This is a genomic window from Enterocloster aldenensis (genome assembly GCF_003434055.1).
GTDB lineage: Bacteria > Bacillota > Clostridia > Lachnospirales > Lachnospiraceae > Enterocloster > Enterocloster aldenensis.
In genome coordinates this window covers 689,692-710,326 of the sequence record NZ_QVEX01000001.1, presented here as the reverse complement: position 1 = coordinate 710,326, position 20,635 = coordinate 689,692, and the positions used below count along the sequence as shown (strand labels likewise).

At 51.5% G+C, this 20,635-nt stretch carries 21 protein-coding genes and 2 tRNA genes; 19 read left to right on the top strand and 4 right to left on the bottom strand.

Annotated elements, in window-relative coordinates:
* Positions 1-53 precede the first annotated feature (53 nt).
* From DWX59_RS03260 to DWX59_RS03250, 3 genes are all read left to right on the top strand, one after another.
* Positions 54-815, top strand: coding sequence for a carbohydrate ABC transporter permease (locus DWX59_RS03260; RefSeq protein WP_264469816.1), 762 nt, complete (start codon positions 54-56; stop codon positions 813-815).
* Positions 816-837: 22 nt separating this feature from the next.
* A complete protein-coding gene (locus tag DWX59_RS03255; protein WP_117557223.1) occupies positions 838-2,013 on the top strand; it encodes a glycoside hydrolase family 88 protein in 1,176 nt (391 codons plus the stop codon).
* An 88-nt stretch (positions 2,014-2,101) separates the two neighbouring features.
* Positions 2,102-3,499, top strand: a complete 1,398-nt coding sequence (locus DWX59_RS03250; RefSeq protein WP_117556195.1) for a sulfatase family protein — start codon at positions 2,102-2,104, stop codon at positions 3,497-3,499.
* Positions 3,500-3,556: 57 nt separating this feature from the next.
* On the opposite strand, the gene DWX59_RS03245 is transcribed toward DWX59_RS03250, so the two are convergent.
* Both DWX59_RS03245 and DWX59_RS03240 read right to left on the bottom strand, forming a co-directional pair.
* Positions 3,557-4,702, bottom strand: coding sequence for a phosphotransferase enzyme family protein (locus DWX59_RS03245; RefSeq protein WP_235844891.1), 1,146 nt, complete (start codon positions 4,700-4,702; stop codon positions 3,557-3,559).
* Positions 4,702-5,631 (bottom strand): nucleotidyltransferase family protein, encoded by a 930-nt coding sequence (locus tag DWX59_RS03240; RefSeq protein WP_117556191.1) that lies wholly within the window; start codon positions 5,629-5,631, stop codon positions 4,702-4,704. Before DWX59_RS03240 ends, DWX59_RS03245 begins: the two co-directional genes overlap by 1 nt.
* A gap of 197 nt (positions 5,632-5,828) precedes the next feature.
* On the opposite strand from DWX59_RS03240, the gene DWX59_RS03235 reads away from it, so the two are divergent.
* Positions 5,829-6,659, top strand: a complete 831-nt coding sequence (locus DWX59_RS03235) for a PocR ligand-binding domain-containing protein (RefSeq protein WP_117556189.1) — start codon at positions 5,829-5,831, stop codon at positions 6,657-6,659.
* Here the strand turns inward: DWX59_RS03235 and DWX59_RS03230 are convergent.
* Positions 6,646-7,449 carry an MBL fold metallo-hydrolase gene (locus DWX59_RS03230; RefSeq protein ID WP_117556187.1) on the bottom strand — a complete coding sequence of 268 codons (804 nt, stop codon included), beginning with the start codon at positions 7,447-7,449 and terminating at the stop codon, positions 6,646-6,648. The two genes, DWX59_RS03235 and DWX59_RS03230, sit on opposite strands and share 14 nt — an antisense overlap.
* A gap of 142 nt (positions 7,450-7,591) precedes the next feature.
* On the opposite strand from DWX59_RS03230, the gene DWX59_RS03225 reads away from it, so the two are divergent.
* The 4 genes from DWX59_RS03225 to DWX59_RS03210 all read left to right on the top strand — a co-directional run bounded on the left by DWX59_RS03225 (position 7,592) and on the right by DWX59_RS03210 (position 11,821).
* Positions 7,592-9,529 (top strand): fructose-1,6-bisphosphatase, encoded by a 1,938-nt coding sequence (locus DWX59_RS03225; protein ID WP_117556185.1) that lies wholly within the window; start codon positions 7,592-7,594, stop codon positions 9,527-9,529.
* Positions 9,529-10,038 carry an HAAS signaling domain-containing protein gene (locus DWX59_RS03220; RefSeq protein WP_117556183.1) on the top strand — a complete coding sequence of 170 codons (510 nt, stop codon included), beginning with the start codon at positions 9,529-9,531 and terminating at the stop codon, positions 10,036-10,038. The genes DWX59_RS03225 and DWX59_RS03220 overlap by 1 nt, the downstream gene beginning before the upstream one ends.
* Positions 10,039-10,213: 175 nt before the next feature.
* Positions 10,214-10,906, top strand: coding sequence for a C40 family peptidase (locus DWX59_RS03215; protein WP_117556181.1), 693 nt, complete (start codon positions 10,214-10,216; stop codon positions 10,904-10,906).
* Positions 10,907-11,098: 192 nt separating this feature from the next.
* Positions 11,099-11,821 (top strand): NlpC/P60 family protein, encoded by a 723-nt coding sequence (locus DWX59_RS03210; RefSeq protein WP_117556179.1) that lies wholly within the window; start codon positions 11,099-11,101, stop codon positions 11,819-11,821.
* A 165-nt stretch (positions 11,822-11,986) separates the two neighbouring features.
* Here the strand turns inward: DWX59_RS03210 and DWX59_RS03205 are convergent, their stop codons facing one another.
* Positions 11,987-12,190, bottom strand: a complete 204-nt coding sequence (locus DWX59_RS03205) for a cold-shock protein (RefSeq protein ID WP_008719434.1) — start codon at positions 12,188-12,190, stop codon at positions 11,987-11,989.
* A gap of 620 nt (positions 12,191-12,810) precedes the next feature.
* Here DWX59_RS03205 and DWX59_RS03200 point away from each other — a divergent pair.
* The 11 genes from DWX59_RS03200 to DWX59_RS03150 all read left to right on the top strand — a co-directional run bounded on the left by DWX59_RS03200 (position 12,811) and on the right by DWX59_RS03150 (position 20,534).
* On the top strand, positions 12,811-13,089 hold the full coding sequence (locus DWX59_RS03200; RefSeq protein ID WP_117556177.1) for a hypothetical protein: 279 nt from the start codon (positions 12,811-12,813) through the stop codon (positions 13,087-13,089).
* A 287-nt stretch (positions 13,090-13,376) separates the two neighbouring features.
* Positions 13,377-13,709, top strand: coding sequence for a rhodanese-like domain-containing protein (locus DWX59_RS03195; protein ID WP_117556175.1), 333 nt, complete (start codon positions 13,377-13,379; stop codon positions 13,707-13,709).
* A 49-nt stretch (positions 13,710-13,758) separates the two neighbouring features.
* A complete protein-coding gene (gene yfcE, locus DWX59_RS03190) occupies positions 13,759-14,316 on the top strand; it encodes a phosphodiesterase (RefSeq protein ID WP_117556173.1) in 558 nt (185 codons plus the stop codon).
* Positions 14,317-14,336: 20 nt separating this feature from the next.
* On the top strand, positions 14,337-15,500 hold the full coding sequence (locus DWX59_RS03185; protein ID WP_117556171.1) for a THUMP domain-containing class I SAM-dependent RNA methyltransferase: 1,164 nt from the start codon (positions 14,337-14,339) through the stop codon (positions 15,498-15,500).
* A 44-nt stretch (positions 15,501-15,544) separates the two neighbouring features.
* The gene (locus tag DWX59_RS03180) at positions 15,545-17,200 is read left to right on the top strand and encodes a lectin like domain-containing protein (protein ID WP_117557221.1); all 1,656 of its coding nucleotides are present in this window, start codon (positions 15,545-15,547) and stop codon (positions 17,198-17,200) included.
* A 64-nt stretch (positions 17,201-17,264) separates the two neighbouring features.
* Positions 17,265-17,885, top strand: a complete 621-nt coding sequence (gene rdgB, locus DWX59_RS03175) for an RdgB/HAM1 family non-canonical purine NTP pyrophosphatase (protein WP_117557219.1) — start codon at positions 17,265-17,267, stop codon at positions 17,883-17,885.
* Complete coding sequence (locus DWX59_RS03170) at positions 17,882-18,382, top strand: YfcE family phosphodiesterase (RefSeq protein ID WP_117556169.1); 501 nt, start codon at positions 17,882-17,884, stop codon at positions 18,380-18,382. The genes rdgB and DWX59_RS03170 overlap by 4 nt, the downstream gene beginning before the upstream one ends.
* Positions 18,363-19,658 carry a DUF4932 domain-containing protein gene (locus tag DWX59_RS03165; protein ID WP_117556167.1) on the top strand — a complete coding sequence of 432 codons (1,296 nt, stop codon included), beginning with the start codon at positions 18,363-18,365 and terminating at the stop codon, positions 19,656-19,658. Before DWX59_RS03170 ends, DWX59_RS03165 begins: the two co-directional genes overlap by 20 nt.
* Before the next feature lie 152 nt (positions 19,659-19,810).
* Positions 19,811-19,885 (top strand) — tRNA-Pro (locus tag DWX59_RS03160).
* Positions 19,886-19,911: 26 nt separating this feature from the next.
* Positions 19,912-19,982 (top strand) — tRNA-Gly (locus tag DWX59_RS03155).
* 240 nt (positions 19,983-20,222) lie between these two features.
* Positions 20,223-20,534, top strand: coding sequence for a zinc ribbon domain-containing protein (locus tag DWX59_RS03150; RefSeq protein WP_117557217.1), 312 nt, complete (start codon positions 20,223-20,225; stop codon positions 20,532-20,534).
* Positions 20,535-20,635: the final 101 nt, after the last annotated feature.

Sequence of the window (20,635 nt, the reverse complement as noted above, 5' to 3'; positions counted from 1 at the left end):
AGAAACTGACAAAAATCGTATTGTACGCCCTTCTGATTGCATTGTCATTGTTCATGCTGGTGCCCTTTTACTGGATGGTGATATCATCCCTGAAGCTGAACAAGGACGTGTTCTCAATTCCCATGAGGTGGTGGCCTGAAACCATGCATCCTGAGAACTACAGCGTGATATGGAAAAAGCTTCCCCTGGTCACCTTTTTTGCCAATACCACGAAGCTTACGGTGTGCACCACCATCATCCAGCTGTGCACCAGCTGTTTTGCGGCCTACGGCTTCACCAAGTGCAGGTTCAAGGGCAGGGACACGCTGTTCCTTATGTATGTGACCACCATTGCGGTGCCGTGGCAGGTATATATGGTTCCCCAGTTCATCATGGTATCAAAAATGGGGCTTAACGACACCCACCTGGGGCTGATCCTCATGCAGGCTTTCTCAGCCTTCGGCGTGTTCCTCATACGCCAGTTTTATATCAGTATACCGGATGAGCTGTGTGAGGCGGCCAGGATAGACGGGCTTAACGAGTTCGGCATTTTCAGAAGGATCATATTCCCTCTTGGAAAGCCTGCCATGGCCACCCTTACCATTTTCACCTTTACCAATGTGTGGAACGATTTCATGGGGCCGTTGATTTACCTCAAGACAAAGGAACTGAAAACAGTGCAGCTTGGAATCCGTATGTTTATCTCACAGTACGGCGCCGACTATGCATGGATCATGGCTGCCTCGGTCTGTTCCCTGATTCCGGTTGTGATTGTATTCTTAAGCTGTCAGAGGTTCTTCGTGGAAGGCGTTGCCGCCAGCGGCATTAAGGGATAAGAAAGGATTGGGAATAAAGAATATGCAGACATTTGAACATCTGAAACAGTATCCGGGCCTGGACCAAAAGGGCGCAGCGGCGGCCCTTGACAGCGCGGTAAGGATTGTGAAAGCCAATTTAGGGCAGTTTACGGATCATTTCCAGTCCTCCAACAGCTTTGGCGGGTTTTATGAGCCAACGGAGAACGTGGAATGGACCACGGGATTCTGGACCGGCGTAATCTGGCTGGCCTACGAGCATACAGGGGATGAGGGATTTTTAAAAGCAGGGGAAGTGCAGGTTGAAAGCTTCCTTGAGCGGATAAAGAACAAGACGGACGTAAACCATCACGACATGGGCTTCCTGTTCAGCCTGTCCTGTGTGGCTGCCTATAAGCTTACAGGCAGCCTCCACGCAAAGGAAGCCGCCATCCTGGCGGCAGACCATCTGGCTGGACGCTACAGGCAAAAGGGACAGTTCCTCCAGGCATGGGGGAATCCGGGCCAGGCCTCGGAATACAGGCTGATCATTGACTGCCTGCTGAACCTGCCGATCCTTTACTGGGCCACTGAGGTTACAGGGGATGATTCCTACGCCATGAAGGCCAGGAACCATATAAAGACAGCCATGAAATGCATCCTGAGGCCGGATGATTCCACCTACCATACCTATTTTATTGACATGGAAACAGGGGAACCCACTTACGGGGTCACCCACCAGGGCAACAGGAACGGCTCGGCCTGGGCCAGGGGACAGGCATGGGGCATCTACGGCATTGCCCTCAGTTACCGGTATTTAAAGGACAGCTCCTACATTGACCTGTTCTGCCGTGTGACGGATTATTTCATAGGGCATCTGCCGGAGGACCTGGTGCCTTACTGGGATTTTGACTTTGACACAGGCAGCAGCGAGCCAAGGGATTCCTCTGCATCAGCCATTGCGGTGTGCGGCATCATGGAGATGGCGCGGTATCTGGACAGGGAACGGGCGGACAGATACATGGATGCAGCCCTCAGGATGCTCAGGGCCCTTATAGACCACTGCGCCAACCAGGATTACAGCAAATCCAACGGCCTTCTCCTTCACGGCACCTATGCAAGGGATTCCAAGGAAAACACCTGCACGGACAGGGGCGTGGATGAATGCAATACATGGGGTGATTATTTCTACATGGAAGCATTGACAAGGATGACGGGGAACTGGGAGCCTTACTGGTAAATACATAAAGGACGGACAAAAACCCCGGCCATCCGGTTTTTTACGGAGGCCGGGGTTTTAACCCATGAACAGAAAGGAATCGAAATCTATGAAGACAAATCTGCTGTACATATTTGCTGACCAATGGAGATACCAGGCCCTTGGCGTGACGGGCCAGGACCAGGTAATCACCCCGGCCATGGACTCCTTTGCAGGGGAAGGGCAGGTGTTTACCAATGCCTACAGCACCTTTCCCCTCTGCACCCCGCACAGGGGCTGCCTGATGACCGGAAAGTATCCGCTGTCCATTGGCCTTTGGACCAACTGCAAGACGGGGCTGGAGGAGAAAATCATGTTAAAGCCCCAGGAGACCTGTATCGGAAATGTATTAAAGGACAATGGCTACCGCACGGCCTATATAGGCAAATGGCATCTGGACGCCCCGGAGCAGAATTTCCAGGAGGATCCCCTGTCCGGGGCAAGGGACTGGGATGCCTACACGCCCCCGGGGGAACGCAGGCAGGGGTTTGATTACTGGCTGTCCTACGGGGCCTGTGACAACCATCTGGATCCCCATTACTGGATGGACGGTCCGGAGCAGATACGGCCGGGCAGATGGTCCCCGGAGTTTGAGACAGACAAGGCAATTGAGTATATGGAAACACATGGGGGCGGGGAGGATCCCTTTGCGCTGTTCCTTTCCTACAATCCGCCCCATCTCCCCTATGAGCTGGTGCCTGACCGGTATTATGACAGGTTCCGGAATCTGGAAATCAATTGGAGGCCCAATGTGCCAAAATCCATGAGGACGCCTGAGATGGAGGTCATTGCCCGGCAGTATTTTGCGGCGGTGAATGGGATTGACCGGCAGTTCGGCAGGATCATGGAGTATCTGAGGACCCGGGGCATGGAGGAGGATACCCTGGTGGTGCTCTCCGCAGACCATGGGGAGATGATGGGCTCCCACGGGCTTATGAGCAAGAATGTGTGGTTTGAGGAATCCCTCCACATCCCCCTGATCCTGCGCCAGAAGGGGCGGATTGCTCCCGGGGAGAATCCGGTCATCTTTGCCAGCCCGGACCATATGCCCACCCTCCTGGAGCTGCTGGGGCTTGCGGTGCCCGGAACCTGCCAGGGGGTAAGCCATAAAAACAGCGCCCTTGGACAGGAGGAGGACAGCCCCGGGTCCATGTTCATCTGCTCTTATCCCGGCGGGGAGGAGATGGTGGCGGCCTTCACCCAAAAGGGGCTGAACCACAAGTCCTATGGATGGAGGGGCATAAGGACGCCCCGGTATACCTATGTGGTTTCCAACGGGTACGCACCTGGCGGCCGGCAGACAGAGCTGCTTTACGACCAGGAAAAGGATCCCTGGCAGATAAGCCCCCGCCTCATAGAGGCCGGATGCCGGACGCCTGAGATCCTTGGCTTCAGGAAATGTTTAAAGGGGTATCTGGAAATGATTCAGGATCCATTCCTCTGGGATAAGGACAGGCAGCCGGTTTAAGGGCTGCCTGTCATGCGGAGGGGAGGATGGAAGGGCTGCCTGGTTCCTCCAGGCGGTTTAAACATTGGCAGCTGCCTGGCCGGCAGCTTCCCTTACCATCCGTTCCATGTGGCACCATTTCTGTTCCATGTCAGATACCAGCTTAAACTGGGACCTGGCCCGTTCCAGGTTATGGTGCTCCCTGTGTATTTTAAAGTAGGTGTCCCCCTCCAGATAGTCGGTGAGGAACCGCATGCCGCATTCCAGGGTCATAAGCTTTGCGCCGGCAGGCAGGAGGGAGATTTCCGTTTCCGTGAGGCTGCCGCCGCAGCCCTCCAGGAAGCCCTTTGTGAACACCTGGAACAGGGGAAGGGAAAGGGACACCTTTGTCAGGTCTGTTTCGTCCTCCGCCCCTGTGTTGGCGCCGAACCGTATGGAATCCCCATAGTCAAAGACAGAAGCGCCGGGCATGATGGTATCCAGGTCAATGACGCACAGGGCCTGACCCGTGGCATCGTCAATCATGATGTTATTCAGCTTTGTGTCATTGTGGGTCACGCGGTAAGGGATGGAGCCGTTTTTCAGATGCTCCATGATCAGGGGGATTTCCAGGGCCCGGTCCATGACAAAGGAGATTTCCCGCTTTACATCCAAGGCCCGCCCCATGCGGTCCTGGCTGACGGCCCGTTTCAGGGTGTCAAGGCGCACCGGGGTGTTGTGGAAGTCGCGTATGGTCTCATGGAGTTCACTGACCGGATAACCGGCCAGCAGGCCCTGGAAATGGCCAAAGGCCCGGGCGCTCTGGTAAAAATCCTCCGGATTTTCCACGGTGTCATAGGTGGTGGCCCCTGATATGAAAAGGTACATCCTCCACCAGGACCCGATGGAATCCGTGTAGCACACATCGCCGGACCTGGTTTTTACAAGGGTCAGGGTTTCCCGGTCAGGATCCCCCTTCCGCTCCAGAATCCGGCTGCGCAGATAGGATGTGACGCCGGAGACGTTCTTTATCAGGCCCCGGGGATCCTGAAACACATGGGTGTTCATGCGCTGGAGGATGTATTTGTGCATTTCTTCCCCGTCCAGGCAGGTAAGGAGGAAGGTGTCGTTAATGTGGCCGTTGCCGTAGCGCTCACAGCCCACGGCCGCGCCTTTATGAAGAAAGGCCGTTATGGCCTCCCTTATGCCCGCACATGGGCCGGTTGCCAGTCTTTCGTAGTCCATTATCTGTCCTCCCATAATGTTTCAGGGTAAAGTCCCTGTTCCTTCATGGCCTTAATGGCCTTCATGACCTGTTCCTTGTCTTCCCTGTAGGTGACCCCGTACCAGTTATCCTGGGAGGTAAGCACCTGGACCCGGGCCTTATGCTCCTTTAACAGGCTGTCCACCACGGAGGGAAGGAAATATTCGCATTTCAGGGGATTTACCGGCAGGTTATCCTCAAGAAAGGCGGAAAAACGGGAATCCAGCTCCCTGAAAATACTGGGGGTAAAGCCCCACAGGTTCATGGATACAACCGTACCCCGGGAAAGGGGAACCCAGGCAGCGCCCCCATCCTCGGTATAGGCAGCCTGTCCGTCGCGGCTCTCAATCCTGGTGCGCTCATGGATGCCGGCCAGCAGTCCCTTTGAATCAACGGTACAGATCCCGCGGGCCACATGGCCATGGTCTGTGAGGGTTTTGTAAAGGTCATAACCCACCATGGTGTAGTGGTATACCTCATCATCCACCATGGAGGAAAGCTGTGCGTACATGGACCGGAAGGCGCTTTTCCCATAATAATCGTCTGCATTGATTACTGCAAAGGGAGCATCCAGCACAGGTTCGCAGCACAGGATGGCGTGGGCGGTGCCCCATGGCTTTTCCCTGCCCTGGGGTTTTTGGAAGCCCCTTGGAAGCTGGTCCAGCTCCTGGAACACATATCCGGTCTTAATATGCCTGGACATACGGTCACCGATCAGCTCCTTAAAGTCACTTTCAATTGCTTTTTTAATAATGAATATGACCTTCTCGAATCCGGCCTCAATTGCGTCATAGATGGAGAAGTCAATTATCAGGTTTCCATGGGCATCCACCGGGTCAATCTGCTTAAGTCCCCCGTACCTGCTTCCCATGCCAGCAGCCATAATTACCAATACCGGTTTTTTCTTCACTGTAGCACACTCCTTTGCGTTTTTGTCTGTTAAGGATATTATAAAAAAACCAGTGCAGGGTTGCCATGGAATATCAGCCGGATAAGTAGTAAAATCGGATGATCTGAAATGGAAATACCAATGGGAGGAGCACCCTTTGGGGAAGCAGCAATTCAAGAAGATAAGAAGAATCACCACTGAAAGAAGAGGAATGGCGGATGAAAGAAATGAAACTGACGGACATACTCAAAGAACTGCATACGGTATCCGGCTTCCGCATGAGCCTATACGATGCCTCGGGAAAACAGGTCTGCGTCTATCCCAGGGAATTAAATCCCTTCTGCACCATGGTACAGAAGAACAGGGAGGCCCTTGGGCAATGCAGGACATTTGACAGCGAGGCATTTGAACGGGCCAGGGAAACCGGGACAGTGTACATATACAAATGCCACTGCGGGCTTTGTGAAGCAGTGGCTCCCCTGTATGATTTCGGCATATTGTCTGGATTCCTGATGATGGGGCAGGTGACGGATACCGTCCGTCCGGGAAGGGGGGAGGCGGTGAGGCTTGCATCCCGCTATACAGGGGACGGGGAAATGCTGAAACGGGCAGCCCAGTCCATCCCTGTGAAATCAGAGGAGCAGATACGTTCCTGCGCAGCCATCATGGAGCTGTGCGCAGCCTATCTGTCCCTGTCCAACTATATACGCACGGACAGAAAGAACCTGGCCGACCATGTGTGCATGTACCTGGAGCAGCACATGGGGGAGGAAATAACCCTGGATTTATTGTGCAGGGAGTTTTACTGCAGCCGGGCAGCCCTCACAACTGCATTCAGGAAAAGCAGCGGAACCTCCATCATGGAATACCTCACCAGCCGCCGTATGGAGCGGGGCATGGAACTTTTAAGACGTACAGACAGGAAGGTGGGGGAAGTAGCGGTGGCATGCGGCTTTCCTGACCAGAATTACTTTTGTAAACGGTTCAAACAGTATTATGGGATATCCCCCAGCAGGATGCGGGAGTGCAACGCCCCTAAAGGGCTATGATTTCCCTGTCATCAGGAACCAGCAGGTTGCCTTTGTAATACTCACGGCCCTCCGCCGTATAAAGGGTCTTCCGTTCCTCCAGGTGCCTGTCCTCCGTGTGCCACAGCACCAGGTTGGGTATCCCCAGGTCCCGGGCCAGTTCGCAGGCTTCCTTTACCGTGCTGTGATGCTTTTCGTAGGGAGAAAAAACTTCACGGTCTTTATACAGGCAGAAAGCCTCGTGGAGAAGCCATGTGCTTCCCTCCACATAGGCCCGGCAGTCAGGATTATACGGCTCATCCCCTGCACAGGTGAACCTGCAACCATTCTTTAATACGGTGGTGAAGCCGAACTGTCTGGCCTTGGTTGACAGAATGTCAAAAAAGGTCACGTCATAGTCCAGGATATGTACGGTCTCCCCATCCTCCACCGGAACCAGGAAAATACGGCTTCCTATCATCTTGAAGAATTTACCCTGCATGGTCAGGCGGCATATGGTGGAGATGGTATCCGTCAGGCCCTGGTGGCAGTAGATCTGCAGCTCTCCCTGGTACGTGCCCTTTCTCATGGCGGTGGCAATCATCCGCACCATCCACACAATGCCCAGGATGTGGTCCGTGTGCTCATGGGTCACGAAAATGTTGTGGATATGGCATAAATCCACATCCATATCTTCCAGGACACGCAGGATGCCGTTGCCTCCCCCCGCGTCCACCATGAAATATTCATCCTCATCCCGGATTGCAAAGCAGGTGTTGTAGCAGCGGGTGGCCTGGGCATTCCCGGTTCCGAATACATACAATTTTTCCATAGATTCCCCTTTCCTTATAAAAAATTTAGATTTTCTTAAGCAATATCAGCCCTTTGTTCAGCTGGAAAAACTTTTCATTTAGTTAAGAATATGTTACTATAACTTTAAATAAAATGCAATTGTGATTGGGGAGAATATGACAATGAGGGATTTGGCATATTTACAGCTTCTGGCAAAGGAATACCCTACGGTAAAGGCGGCGACCAGTGAAATCGTGAACCTGATGGCAATCTGCAGCCTTCCAAAGGGAACGGAATACTTTTTCAGCGACCTGCACGGGGAGCATGAGGCGTTCATCCACCTCCTCCGTTCGTCCTCGGGCATTACCAGGGAGAAGATTAAGGATACCTTCGGACATCTGATTCCGGAAGAGGAACAGGTGCAGCTGGCCAATCTTATCTACTATCCGGAGCGGAATCTGGGAAGAATGATAAAACAGGGACATTTCACGGAGGACTGGCAGAAGATAACCATCTACCGCCTGGTCCAGGGCTGCAAGGAGGTATCCTCCAAATACACCCGCTCCAAGGTCCGCAAGAAAATGCCCAAGGAATTTGCCTACATTATTGATGAACTGCTGCACGTGGACTATAATGACGACAATAAGAAGCTATACTATAATGAAATCATCCATTCCATCATTGATAACGGTATTGCGGACAAGTTCATCATTGCGCTGTGTCATCTGATCCAGAACCTTACCATTGATAATCTGCATATTATTGGGGACATATATGACAGGGGCCCAAGGGCGGATATCATCATGAATGAGCTGATGTGTTTCCATGATGTGGACGTGCAGTGGGGGAACCATGATATTTCCTGGATGGGGGCCGCGGCAGGCAATCTGGCATGTATCTGCAATGTGCTGCGCATTGCAATCAGCTACAACAGTTTTGACGTACTGGAGGACGGCTACGGCATCAACCTGCGCCCCCTGTCCATGTTCGCGGCCAAGGTATACCAGGATGACCCCTGTACCAGGTTCATGCCCAAAATCCTGGACGAGAATATTTATGACGCAGTGGACCCCGGCCTGGCAGCCAAGATGCACAAGGCCATTGCTGTTATCCAGTTTAAGGTGGAGGGCGCCATGATACGGCGCCACCCGGAATATGAGATGGATGACCGTGTGATGCTGGCCAATGTGGACTATGAAAAAGGAACAGTGGACATTGACGGTAAGGCGTATCCCATGATGGATATGAACCTTCCCACCGTGGATCCAAAGAATCCCCTGGAACTGAGCCGTGGGGAAAAGGATCTGCTGCGGACCCTTCAGGCCTCCTTTATGCACAGCGGGCTTCTCCACCGGCATGTCCGTTTCCTATATTCCCATGGAGGCATGTATAAATGTTATAATTCCAATCTTCTGTACCATGGCTGTATTCCCATGAAGAAGGACGGTTCCTTTGACACCATAACCATTGACGGCATTTCCTATGGGGGAAAGTCCCTGATGGATTATTTTGACAGACAGATGCAGAACGCATACTTCATGCCCGAGGGGGCAGAGGGCAGGGAGAGGGCCGTGGATATGATGTGGTATCTCTGGTGCGGGGCCAAGTCGCCGGTGTTCGGCAAGGATAAGATGACCACGTTCGAACATTATTTCGTGGGGGACAAAGCCACCCACAAAGAGGTTATGAACCCATACTACCAGTTAAGTGTAAAAGAAGAATTCTGCAACAGGCTGCTGGAGGAATTCGGCCTTCCCGTGGATGGTTCCCATATCATCAACGGACATGTGCCTGTGAAATTAAAGGACGGCGAAAAGCCCGTGAAAGCGGGCGGAAAGCTGTTCATCATTGACGGAGGGCTGTCAAAAGCATATCAAAGTACCACTGGGATAGCGGGATATACCCTGATTTATAATTCCCATCACCTGGCGCTGGCGGAACACATGCCCTTTGACCCCAGGAAAGAAAGCACGCCTAAGGTATCTGTGGTGGAAAAGGTGAAGACCAGGGTCATGGTGGCTGATACGGATAAGGGACGGGAACTGAAAGGGCAGATTGCCGATCTGAAGGAACTGGCGGCTGCCTACCGGGAAGGTACTATAAAAGAAAGGGTTGAGTAATGAACAGATTAGAATTTTTGCAGGGATTGAAAGCTGAGCTGGAGGGGCGTGTGCCCCATTCCATCATTCAGGAGAACCTGAGATATTATGACTCCTATATATCGGACGAGGCCGCCAAGGGGCAGTCTGAGGAGGATGTGGTTGAAAGCCTGGGCGGGCCCAGGATCATTGCCAGGACCATCGTGGATGCGGCCCTGGACACCGAGGACCGGCCGGACGGCTTTGAGACATTTGGCTCAGGCCCTGCCTTTGATGAGGGACAGGGAAGCCATGGCCAGAGGGAAAGCGGGCCGTCCCACAGTAAGCAGACAGACCCCCATGTGCACTATGTGGACTTCAGCAAGTGGTATGTGAGACTGATTGCAGGCCTTGTGGTGCTGCTGGTCATTTTCCTGATCATGACCGTATTCTTTGGCATCATGGGCCTGGCGGGATGGATCCTGTCCTATATCTGGCCCATACTTTTAGTCATGATGGTGGTTTGGATGTTCAGGGGGCCCCGCAGATAAGAGGATTGGCAGGAGCAGCGGCATTAAGAGAATCTCCCGTGCCTATATTGACAAATATGTGAATTAATTATATACTCTATCTTAATAAATGTAATAATTACGTAACATATTGAAGCAGGATATAGAGGACGAAGTGAGGAGATTTTCAGTGGATTTCAGTGGGATTTGTAAAGGGATGTTGAAGTTTACAGGAGCATTATGCCTGTGTACGGGACTGGTGCTTGCCTGTCCAAAGGACAGCCAGGCAGCGGCCAGGCAGGCCGAGGTAAAGACCCGCTCTTCCTATGTTGTTAAGATAGAGGCGCCCAGCGTGGATGTCTATACATATGCCAGTGAGTTTTCAGGCAGACAGGGGCAGGTCATGAGGGGACAGACCTATGAGGTGCTGTCCGGCGCAAATCAGGGCTGGGTCAAGATCCGAACCGGCGGACGGGAAGGATTCATCCGAACCGCAGGCAATGCCACGGTGGTGGAAAAAGCCCGTGAATCCGTGGATGAGAACATAAAAAAGCGCCGTCAGGTAGTGGAATATGCCATGCAGTTCGTGGGCGGCAGGTACGTGTATGGAGGCGCTGACCCGAACCGCGGCGCGGATTGTTCCGGATTCACAAGATATGTGCTTTCCAAGTCCGCATCCATCAGCCTTCCCCATTCTTCCAAGGGGCAGTCTTCCTATGGAAGGCAGGTATCCGAGGATGAGATGCAGCCAGGCGACCTGCTGTTCTACAGCGGTTCAGGCGGCATCAACCATGTTGCCCTTTATATTGGCGACGGACAGATTGTCCATGCGTCAACTGAAAAAACGGGAATCAAGACTTCACCATATGATTACCGCACACCGGTTAAGATTGTAAGCCTGCTGTCATAAGACGCAGGCTTTTATGTTGTTAGGATTCATGGCGGTTTTGTTAAAAATGATATAAAAAATATTAAAAATATATAAAGATGTTGACGAAACGTGAAAACGTGTTATAATAAATCTGTAATGAATGTAACATTTATGTAACAAATAGGATACAGTCATTCATTCGAAATTAAACCACGATGGGAGATTTCCTTAATGAGAAGTATGTTAGGTCAACTGATAAGAACAGGCGCTGTGTGCGGTATGCTGATGATTATGAACCCGTTTACATCCATGGCGTCCATCGGACCTGGTTTTACAGCCGGTACATATGTGGCGACCATTACATCGGAGAGTGTGAACATCAACCGGAACATGGACAGCGAAGAAGTGCTTATGACCGCCCGGACAGGGAATACATACGAGGTATTAGAGGATTTAGGCAATGGATGGATGAAGGTGCGGGTGAATGACACCGAAGGTTACCTTCCTGTATCAGGCAATGCAACGGTGAAGCAGGTGACGGAAGATGAGATTGCAGAAGTGCAGCAGGACGCACTGGAGTCTTCCAACAGCTATAAGCGCCAGCAGGTAGTGGATTATGCCCTGCAGTTTGTGGGCGGAAGATATAAGTATGGCGGCAGCGACCCGCGCACAGGCGTGGATTGTTCCGGATTTACAAGATACGTGCTTCAGAACTCGGCAGGCATCGGCATGAACCGTTCTTCGGGCGGACAGGCCAGCCAGGGTGTGGCCATCGGCGCGGACCAGATGCAGCCAGGCGATCTTCTGTTTTACGGAAGCGGCAGGGGAATCAACCATGTGGCCATGTATATTGGCAACGGACAGATTGTACATGCCTCCACTGAGCGTACAGGTATTACCATATCGAACTGGAATTACAGGAATCCGGTTAAGATAGTGAATGTGTTAGGATAAGATTTTCAAATAGATAAAAGACGCGTCCCGGGATGAATGGTTCCGGGGCGCGTCTTTTCCGTCCGGCCTGCCCCTTTGGCGGGCAGTGCCTTGGATGAAACAAAAAAGGACCTGCAGGATGTAACATCCTGCAGGTCCTCAGTCAAAGTCCTTGTCTATACCGGATTAAGCTACACAGACATTAACAGCCTGTAAACCACGGTTGCCGTTGGTGATGTCAAATGTTACGGACTGTCCATCCTCTAATGACTTAAAGCCATTGGATGCGATTCCTGAGAAATGAACGAAAATGTCCTCGCCGTTCTCCTCGTTTGTGATAAAGCCGAAGCCCTTCTGTGAATTAAACCATTTAACTGTACCTTTGTTCATGAAAGATACCTCCTGTAATATTATTTTTTTTGAATAAAATAAAATCACATATTTTTGTAAATCATCAATCGTGTTCATGACTTACAAAAATATGTGAAATCAGAATTTAATCAAAAATACTTTATCACTATAACACAGGGGGGAGAAAAAGTCAATGGGATAATCAAAAAAATTTAAAACCATGGTTCGGTTCACAGAGAAACACCGGATAGGGGAGCTATCCGGTGTTTACTCAAGGGGAGTATAAATAATTAATAAGGATGAGGTCATGGTTTAAGGGAAACCATTTTACCTCATATTATTTATAATATATTTTTTGGAAAAATGCAACCTTATTTTGATGATATGCCCATGAAATGTGTGATGATGCTGTTCCGGTTTATAAAAAATCGCCCGGAACAGGATGAATCTGGCTGTTAACCGCGCACGTATGGATGAATTCTGATGTTGGAAAATGGATGATGATAGTGAGAAAGTCATAATATCCCCGCTGTCACTTAAGGTCCTTAACTTAGACGGGGCCAGACGCGGACGGATTTTTTTATTTTTAAGAATAATCAGTCCGGATTCCTGCCATACTAAGCCTGTAACAAAAAAAGTGTTTTTAGGAGGTAGTGAAAATGTCTAATAATAACTACAGCAACGACATGGAAAACAGCTCAAGAAACAGCAGCAACATGAATCAGCAGAATAACAGCCAGAACAGCTCCAGGAACAACAGCCAGAACAGTTCACAGAACAACAGCCAGAACAGTTCTAAGAACAGCTCCAGGAACAGCTCCCAGAACAATTCCCAGAACAGCTCTCAGAATAGCTCCAGGAACAACTCCCAGAACTATTCTCAGAACAGTTCACAGAACAGCAGCCAGAACAGCAGCAGAAACGACTCAAACTACTAAGATTGGCTGCATTCCGGTGCATACCGGAATGGAAGGAGAAGGCTACCGGTTGAAAACGGTGGCCTTTTCTGTTGTATACCTACTGTTAATCCAGCTGCCTGAACAGGAAATCACCATAATCCTGCCGGGCTTTTTTTGATTCCAGGCAGCCTGTCCGGCACCTTGGGGACCTGGCTGCATATACTGGTAATAGGACACGTCTGACAGGCTGGCCCCGGATTCACAGGAGCTTATCCTGAAAGGTACCCGGCCTGCCGGACGTAAAGGAAAGGGCAGGTGAATGGGAAATGACGACATTTCCAATGATATCATATAGACAGTTTGATGAATGGATGGAGCAGGGAAAGGTGGCGCAGCTTGTGGATCTGCGCGAGCCATGGATGTTTGAGAGGGACCGGATATGGGGAAGCGTGAACATTCCTTTTGAGGACCTGGAAAGCTGTCTGGACCGGATAAGAAAGGACGGCGCCGTGGTGTTTTACTGCGACAGGGGGGCCAAGAGCATGCTGGCCTGCCGCGACCTGTGGAGAATGGGGTATGAGGCAGTGGATCTGGCCGGCGGAATGTTGAATTACCGGGGGAAATACATTGACAGAAGGCCTGCATCGGCTATAGAATAGAAATGCATTGAAATTTCAGGACAAAACCCTGTTATTGGAGGATGAACCTATGAAAATAATGTTTGCATCAGATATACACGGGTCTGCGTACTATTGCAGGCGGCTGCTGGATATATATGGAAGGTCAGGGGCAGGGCGTCTGGTCCTTCTGGGTGACATACTGTACCACGGTCCCCGCAATGACCTGCCAAAGGAATATGCGCCCAAGGAAGTCATTGCCATGTTAAACCCCATGAAGAATGAAATCTGCGCGGTCAGGGGAAACTGTGACACGGAGGTGGACCAGATGGTGCTTGACTTCCCTATCATGGCGGATTACGGACTGTTTGTCATAGACGGCAGGACATTGTATGCAACCCATGGCCATGTATATAACCAGGATAACCTGCCGCCCATGAAGGCGGGCGATATACTGGTCCATGGACACACCCATCTGCTGAAGGCAGAGAGGGTGGACACCGGGGCCTGCGGGACCATCACGGTGCTGAACCCGGGATCGGTTTCCATACCCAAGGGAGGCAACCCCAACACCTATGCCATGCTGGAGGACGGCGTTTTCTCCATCCTTACCCTGGACGGGGCTATGGTAAAAGAAATTAAGCTGTAATATGCGGAGAGGATAATTGATTGAAGACATATGAACTGATTGCACCCTGCCATTTCGGCCTGGAGGCGGTGCTGAAAAAAGAGATACTGGATCTGGGATATGAGATTTCCCAGGTGGAGGACGGACGCGTCACCTTTATCGGGGACGACGAGGCCGTATGCCGGGCAAATATTTTCCTGCGCACCGCGGAACGCGTGCTGTTAAAAGCAGGATGTTTTAAAGCGGAAACATTCGAAGAGCTGTTCCAGGGCACAAGGGCCATACCGTGGGAGGAGTATATCCCGGAGGATGGCAAGTTCTGGGTTGCCAAGGCATCTTCTATTAAAAGTAAGCTGTTCAGCCCGTCAGATATCCAGTCCATCATGAAAAAGGCAATGGTGGAGCGGCTGAAAAAGCATTACGGCGTCACCTGGTTCCCTGAAAATGGAGCCAGTTACCCCCTGCGCGTTTTCCTGTACAAGGACATGGTGACGGTGGGCATTGACACCAGCGGGGATTCCCTGCACAAGCGGGGATACAGGACACTGACCAGCAAGGCTCCCATTACGGAGACCCTGGCCGCTGCCCTGATTATGCTTACACCGTGGAACAGGGACCGGATTCTGGTGGACCCGTTCTGCGGCAGCGGGACATTTCCCATTGAAGCGGCCATGCTGGCAGCCAACATGGCGCCGGGGATGAACCGCTCCTTCCTTTCAGAAGAATGGAGGAATCTGATTAAACGTAAATGTTGGTATGAGGCCATGGATGAGGCCAATGAACTGGTGGATACGGATATAAAGGTGGATATCCAGGGATATGACATTGACGGCGATATCGTGAAGGCGGCCAGGTCCAATGCGGAATCCGCGGGAGTGGCTGATATGATACACTTCCAGCAGAGGCCGGTCAGCGCCCTGAGCCATCCTAAGAAGTATGGTTTCATTTTAACGAATCCGCCTTACGGTGAGCGGATTGAGGATAAATCCAACCTTCCGGCGCTGTACCGTGAAATCGGGGAGCGCTATGCTGCCCTTGACGCATGGTCCATGTATCTTATCACTTCCTATGAGGATGCTGAGAAATACATCGGGCGGAAAGCGGACAAGAACCGTAAAATTTATAATGGAATGATGAAAACATATTTTTACCAGTTTATGGGTCCCAAACCTCCCAGACGAAGTCAGGAGAGCAGAGAGAATTGAGACACAGCAATACCTTTTTATCATACAGACAGAGAAAACGGCTGATGCTGATCCTGCTGGGCCTGATCCTGGCAGGTAACTCGGCCGGATGTTCACGTCTTTTTGGGGGAGGGCAGGGGTTAGAGGGACCGGCGGACGGCTCAGGAGCTGAAGGCGCGGCCGAAAACGGCAGCGGTTCAAACGAAAACAAAGATTCAGGACCAGCGGATTCAGGCCATGGCGGTACAGGAGGGCCAGAAGGCCAGGGACAGGGGATATCCGGTACAGATGGATATCCGGAGGGCCAGGGACAGGGGATATCCGGCGCGGATGGATATCCGGAGGGCCAGGGTCAAGGGATATCCGGCGCGGATGGACAACCGAAGGGCCAGGGAAGCCCTGGCACGGATGGACGACCGGAGGGCCAGGGAAGTCTTGGCACGGATGGACTGCCGGGAGCCGGCGGACCATCCGGCGGGGACCGGGGGGACGGATTCCCCTACACCTGGAACCGGGGCAGGGGAGCTGACATAAGACTTCCGGAGTCCTATGACTACAGGAAAACGGGCCGGGCGCCCCAGATCGGCAACCAGGGTTCACTGGGCACATGCTGGGCATTTGCCTCCCTTACAGCTCTGGAATCCTCGCTTCTGCCAACGGACAGGGAGACCTTTGCCGTGGACCATATGACCATGCACAACAGCTTTCTGCTGGGACAGGACGAGGGCGGGGAATATACCATGTCCATGGCGTATCTGCTGGCATGGCAGGGGCCTGTGCCGGAATCGGAGGATCCCTATGGGGATGGGTATTCACCGGACAATCTGAAGCCCTCAAAGCATGTACAGGAGATACAGGTCCTTGGCCCAAAGGATTATGACGCGGTTAAACGCGCCGTATACTTAAAAGGAGGTGTCCAAAGTTCCCTGTTCACATCCATGCGGGATTATGAAAGTGAGTCTGTGTACTATAACCGGGAAACCAATTCATACTGCTACATTGGCAATGAACAGCCCAATCACGATTCTGTAATCGTGGGCTGGGACGACAATTTCCCAAAAGAAAATTTTAACATGGAGCTTGAGGGGGATGGGGCGTTTATCTGTACGAACAGCTGGGGAGAAGATTTCGGGGAACAGGGATATTTTTATGTATCCTACTATGACAGCAATATCGGTGTGCACAACATTGTCTACACAGGTGTGGAACCGGTGGACAATTATAAAAAGATATACCAAAGCGACCTGTGCGGCTGGGTTGGGCAGATCGGATACGGCCAGGACCAGGCATGGTTTGCCAATACCTACAAGGCCGGGAAAGGGGAAGAACTGGCTGCTGCCGGATTCTACGCAACGGATAAGGATACGGAATATGAGATATACGTGGCCCGGAACCTGCCGGAAGCAGGGAGCCGCGGGATGGAGAGGGCCCTTAATGACCGGACTGCGGTGGTTAGGGGAAAGCTTGCCAACGCAGGTTATTATACCGTGCCCCTGAAAGAAAAAATAAGATTGGATGATAACGAAAAATTTGCTATAATTATAAAAATAAAAACACCGGGAACCGTTCATCCGGTTGCCATTGAATACGATGCAGGGGACGGCATTGCCCAGGTGGACCTGTCGGACGGGGAGGGGTATCTGAGCCATAACGGCAGTGTCTGGGAACATGTGGAAGAAACACAGAAGTGCAATCTCTGCCTGAAGGCATATACGGATTAGCGTGGCGCTGCACAGGGCCGCGCCAGCGGCTGGCAGGGTGGAATAACAGATGAGGATTGAGGAAATGGGACATAGAATAATATTTGCAACCGGCAATGAAGGGAAGATGCGGGAGATAAGGGTGCTGCTGGCGGATTTGGGACTGCCTGTGCTGTCCATGAAGGAGGCCGGGGCAGAGCCTGAGATTGTGGAAGATGGGGCGACCTTCGGGGAGAACGCCGAGATTAAGGCAAGGGCGGTGTGGAACCTGACAGGGGACATTGTGCTTGCGGATGATTCCGGCCTGGTGGTGGACCATCTCGGCGGGGAACCGGGCATTTACTCAGCCAGATATATGGGGGAGGATACCTCCTATGAGATAAAGAACAGGAATATCATTGACAGGCTGAAGCACGCAGCGGGGCAGGAGCGGAGTGCACGGTTCGTGTGCAACATAGCCGCGGTCCTGCCGGGCGGCCAGGTGCTCCACACAGAGGAGACCATGGAAGGCCTGATTGCAGATGAGCCTGCGGGACAGGGAGGCTTTGGTTATGACCCGATTCTTTATCTTCCCGCATACGGCATGACCTCGGCTGAAATCTCCATGGAAGAGAAAAATAAAATCAGCCACAGGGGAAAGGCGCTGAGGGCCATGAAGACGGCTCTTGAAGAAGTGCTTAAGAAAGATGGGGAGGACGCAGGATGAAGATATTAATTGTCAGTGATACCCATAGAAAGGATGAAAACCTGAAGCAGGTTATTGCGCGGTCAGGTCCCCTGGATATGCTGATCCATCTGGGGGATGCGGAAGGCAGCGAGCACATGATTGCCACCTGGGTCAATGAAGGCTGCGACCTGGAGATGATCCTGGGCAACAATGACTTTTTCTCCTGTCTGGACAGGGAAAAGGATATCATGATCGGACGCTACCGGACCCTTCTGACCCATGGGCACTACTATAATGTTTCCGTGGGCGCTGAATATCTAGCCGAGGAGGCCAGGGCCAGGGGCTTTGACATTGCCATGTACGGCCATACACACCGGCCTTTTTATGAGGTTAGCAGAAAGCCCGGGGATAAGGACCTGATAGTACTGAATCCCGGAAGTCTTTCCTATCCAAGGCAGGACGGACACCGGCCATCCTACATGCTGATGGAGATTGATAAGGAAGGGGAGGCCCACTTTGCGCTTAATTTCCTGTAAGGCCGGCGCGGCTGACGGACAATATGACGAAAGGCAGGTATGCATGGTGAGAAGAATGATGGTTTCGGTGATACTGGCATTCATGGTCTTGTTAACAGGCTGCAGTCAGATGAATCATGGAGGAACTGCCGCCCCATCACTGACCGCCGGTCATTCAGACAGCAGCCCGGAACCACACACCGGTCATTCAGACAGCAGCCCGGAATCAAGGACTACCGCCTTGTGGGACAGCGATGCGCTGATGAAGGATCTGTATACCGAGGCTCCTTATTCCGTCTCTTACAGCGAGCTGATTGATACCTATCTGATTGCCTGCGGCTTATATTTTGATTTTGGCAGCCCATATCTCTTTCCGGCAGATGCAATGGTTGACTATGAGGAAACCATAGAATACTTTTCGCCCTATAAAGACCATGCCTTCATACGGGACCTGGGAGCATTTGTGGACGGACAGGGGATGAATGCATCCATGAATGTATATGTGCCCCTTCTTCAATATGCAGTGTCGTCAAAAGAAAAAGGTGAATGCATAGGGAACATCCAGTCCTATGTCTTTCAGACCGATGAGGCATTCTATAATTTTTTGGAGAACCTGCACCAGTTTTATGATGACACGCATGCCGCTGCTTTTTTTGAGCGTTCGGCCATTCACCGGCAGCTGGAACAGCATATCCAAAGCGGGATGGCAGGCGTGCCTGTAATCACGTATTTTAATGCGGCGGAATCATATACGGGAACAAAGGACAAGTTGTTTCCACAACAGACCCTGCATTACGCCACATGCCTTTCCGTATACAAATCCCGGAATAATGCTTCCTTCCACCAGATTCCTGTCAATGGGGACATGTATTTTTTGAGTTATCAGTCCCCATTGGGTTATGACGGAAACTTTCATATTCAGGACATGTTGGAAACGACCATCCATGAAAGCCTTCACCCATTCATCAATCCGGGGGTGGAACTGCAGCAGGAGCTGATCCAGTCGCTGGCCGGCAATAAAAACCCTGCTGATTATACTTCTTCCATCTATGTAAATATGCCGTGGTACAGGATAACGGACGAGGCCATTGTCCGTGCGGTGCAGGCCAGGATTTACAGGGAAGCCGGACACGGGGATGGGACCGCGGCAAAACAGCTTTTGGACAGGCAGACCGGTATTGCGAATCTGTATCCCATATACGACAGCCTGGCGGAGTATGAAAGCAATCGGGAGGAATATCCGTGTATTGACGATTACCTGCAGGTTTTAATTCCCCTGTACCTGGAAGGCAGATAACAGCAGGCAGATGCGGCAGATGATAGCAGGCAGATGCGGCAGCTGCAGGGCTGATAAAAAATAAAAATCACATTGACATTCTTACCGGCATAGTATATAATAATCCTTGCGTCGTGAGACGGGAGAGAATAACAGGTATATCATGCCGGTGCCGGGGTGTGGCTCAGCTTGGCTAGAGCGCCTGGTTTGGGACCAGGAGGTCGCAGGTTCGAATCCTGTCACCCCGATTTACAGCAGCATGAATTGCATATATGCAGGTGTAGTTCAATGGTAGAACACTAGCCTTCCAAGCTAGATACGTGGGTTCGATTCCCATCACCTGCTTTAGGAAAAGCCTTATGGGCTTTTTTTTATGCGCCGGAAGCCGTTTTTTTAAACCGCTCCCAGAAAATCCGCAGGATTCTTTTGATTGTAAATAGCGGTTATATGATGTATAATTTTATATAATTGGATTGTTTGTGATATAAGATTTTCGTTATCTGTATTAATGGTATACGCTGAAACATGAATATAGGAAAGGGGAAATACGGGGATAACCGAAGCTGTGCACATGCCCGGATGATTATGAGAGAATGCCCATACTGCGGAAGCGAACTTCCGGATGACAAAAATGCAGTTTATTGTGTTAATTGCGACCATATAATTGACGAAGACTTTCTCCTGCGCCAGAAGATTAAAAAAGAACTGGAAGAGAAGCGGCCGGCCAGGATGAAGGAAAGACCGAAAAAGGATCGTAAACAGCCGCCCGCGCCTGGCAGAAGACGCGGCAGGTATGATTACGTTCCCGGTACGCGTTATGAGGAGAAAAAATCCTATGCCAATGTGATCCTGATAGCTATTGTAGTGCTTATCCTCCTATACCTGCTTTATAAATGAGACATCCACATGCCCGGTTCCGGGACCGTGGGACGCGTATCTGACGGAAAGCAATGTTCAGACAGGCCTGCACCGCCGCGCAGATGACGGTGAAGCCGGCG

What these genes read in the sequence shown, in the direction of transcription:
- DWX59_RS03260 (WP_264469816.1), top strand. Translation starts at nt 54, where the DNA reads ATGCTGGTGCCCTTTTACTGGATGGTGATATCATCCCTGAAGCTGAAC.
- yfcE (WP_117556173.1), top strand. Translation starts at nt 13,759, where the DNA reads ATGAAAATAATGTTTGCATCAGATATACACGGGTCTGCGTACTATTGC.
- DWX59_RS03245 (WP_235844891.1), bottom strand. Translation starts at nt 4,702, where the DNA reads ATGGACTACGAAAGACTGGCAACCGGCCCATGTGCGGGCATAAGGGAG.
- DWX59_RS03180 (WP_117557221.1), top strand. Translation starts at nt 15,545, where the DNA reads ATGCTGATCCTGCTGGGCCTGATCCTGGCAGGTAACTCGGCCGGATGT.
- DWX59_RS03255 (WP_117557223.1), top strand. Translation starts at nt 838, where the DNA reads ATGCAGACATTTGAACATCTGAAACAGTATCCGGGCCTGGACCAAAAG.
- DWX59_RS03195 (WP_117556175.1), top strand. Translation starts at nt 13,377, where the DNA reads ATGACGACATTTCCAATGATATCATATAGACAGTTTGATGAATGGATG.
- DWX59_RS03220 (WP_117556183.1), top strand. Translation starts at nt 9,529, where the DNA reads ATGAACAGATTAGAATTTTTGCAGGGATTGAAAGCTGAGCTGGAGGGG.
- DWX59_RS03250 (WP_117556195.1), top strand. Translation starts at nt 2,102, where the DNA reads ATGAAGACAAATCTGCTGTACATATTTGCTGACCAATGGAGATACCAG.
- DWX59_RS03225 (WP_117556185.1), top strand. Translation starts at nt 7,592, where the DNA reads ATGAGGGATTTGGCATATTTACAGCTTCTGGCAAAGGAATACCCTACG.
- DWX59_RS03230 (WP_117556187.1), bottom strand. Translation starts at nt 7,449, where the DNA reads ATGGAAAAATTGTATGTATTCGGAACCGGGAATGCCCAGGCCACCCGC.
- rdgB (WP_117557219.1), top strand. Translation starts at nt 17,265, where the DNA reads ATGGGACATAGAATAATATTTGCAACCGGCAATGAAGGGAAGATGCGG.
- DWX59_RS03200 (WP_117556177.1), top strand. Translation starts at nt 12,811, where the DNA reads ATGTCTAATAATAACTACAGCAACGACATGGAAAACAGCTCAAGAAAC.
- DWX59_RS03215 (WP_117556181.1), top strand. Translation starts at nt 10,214, where the DNA reads ATGTTGAAGTTTACAGGAGCATTATGCCTGTGTACGGGACTGGTGCTT.
- DWX59_RS03205 (WP_008719434.1), bottom strand. Translation starts at nt 12,190, where the DNA reads ATGAACAAAGGTACAGTTAAATGGTTTAATTCACAGAAGGGCTTCGGC.
- DWX59_RS03150 (WP_117557217.1), top strand. Translation starts at nt 20,223, where the DNA reads ATGAGAGAATGCCCATACTGCGGAAGCGAACTTCCGGATGACAAAAAT.
- DWX59_RS03170 (WP_117556169.1), top strand. Translation starts at nt 17,882, where the DNA reads ATGAAGATATTAATTGTCAGTGATACCCATAGAAAGGATGAAAACCTG.
- DWX59_RS03210 (WP_117556179.1), top strand. Translation starts at nt 11,099, where the DNA reads ATGAGAAGTATGTTAGGTCAACTGATAAGAACAGGCGCTGTGTGCGGT.
- DWX59_RS03235 (WP_117556189.1), top strand. Translation starts at nt 5,829, where the DNA reads ATGAAAGAAATGAAACTGACGGACATACTCAAAGAACTGCATACGGTA.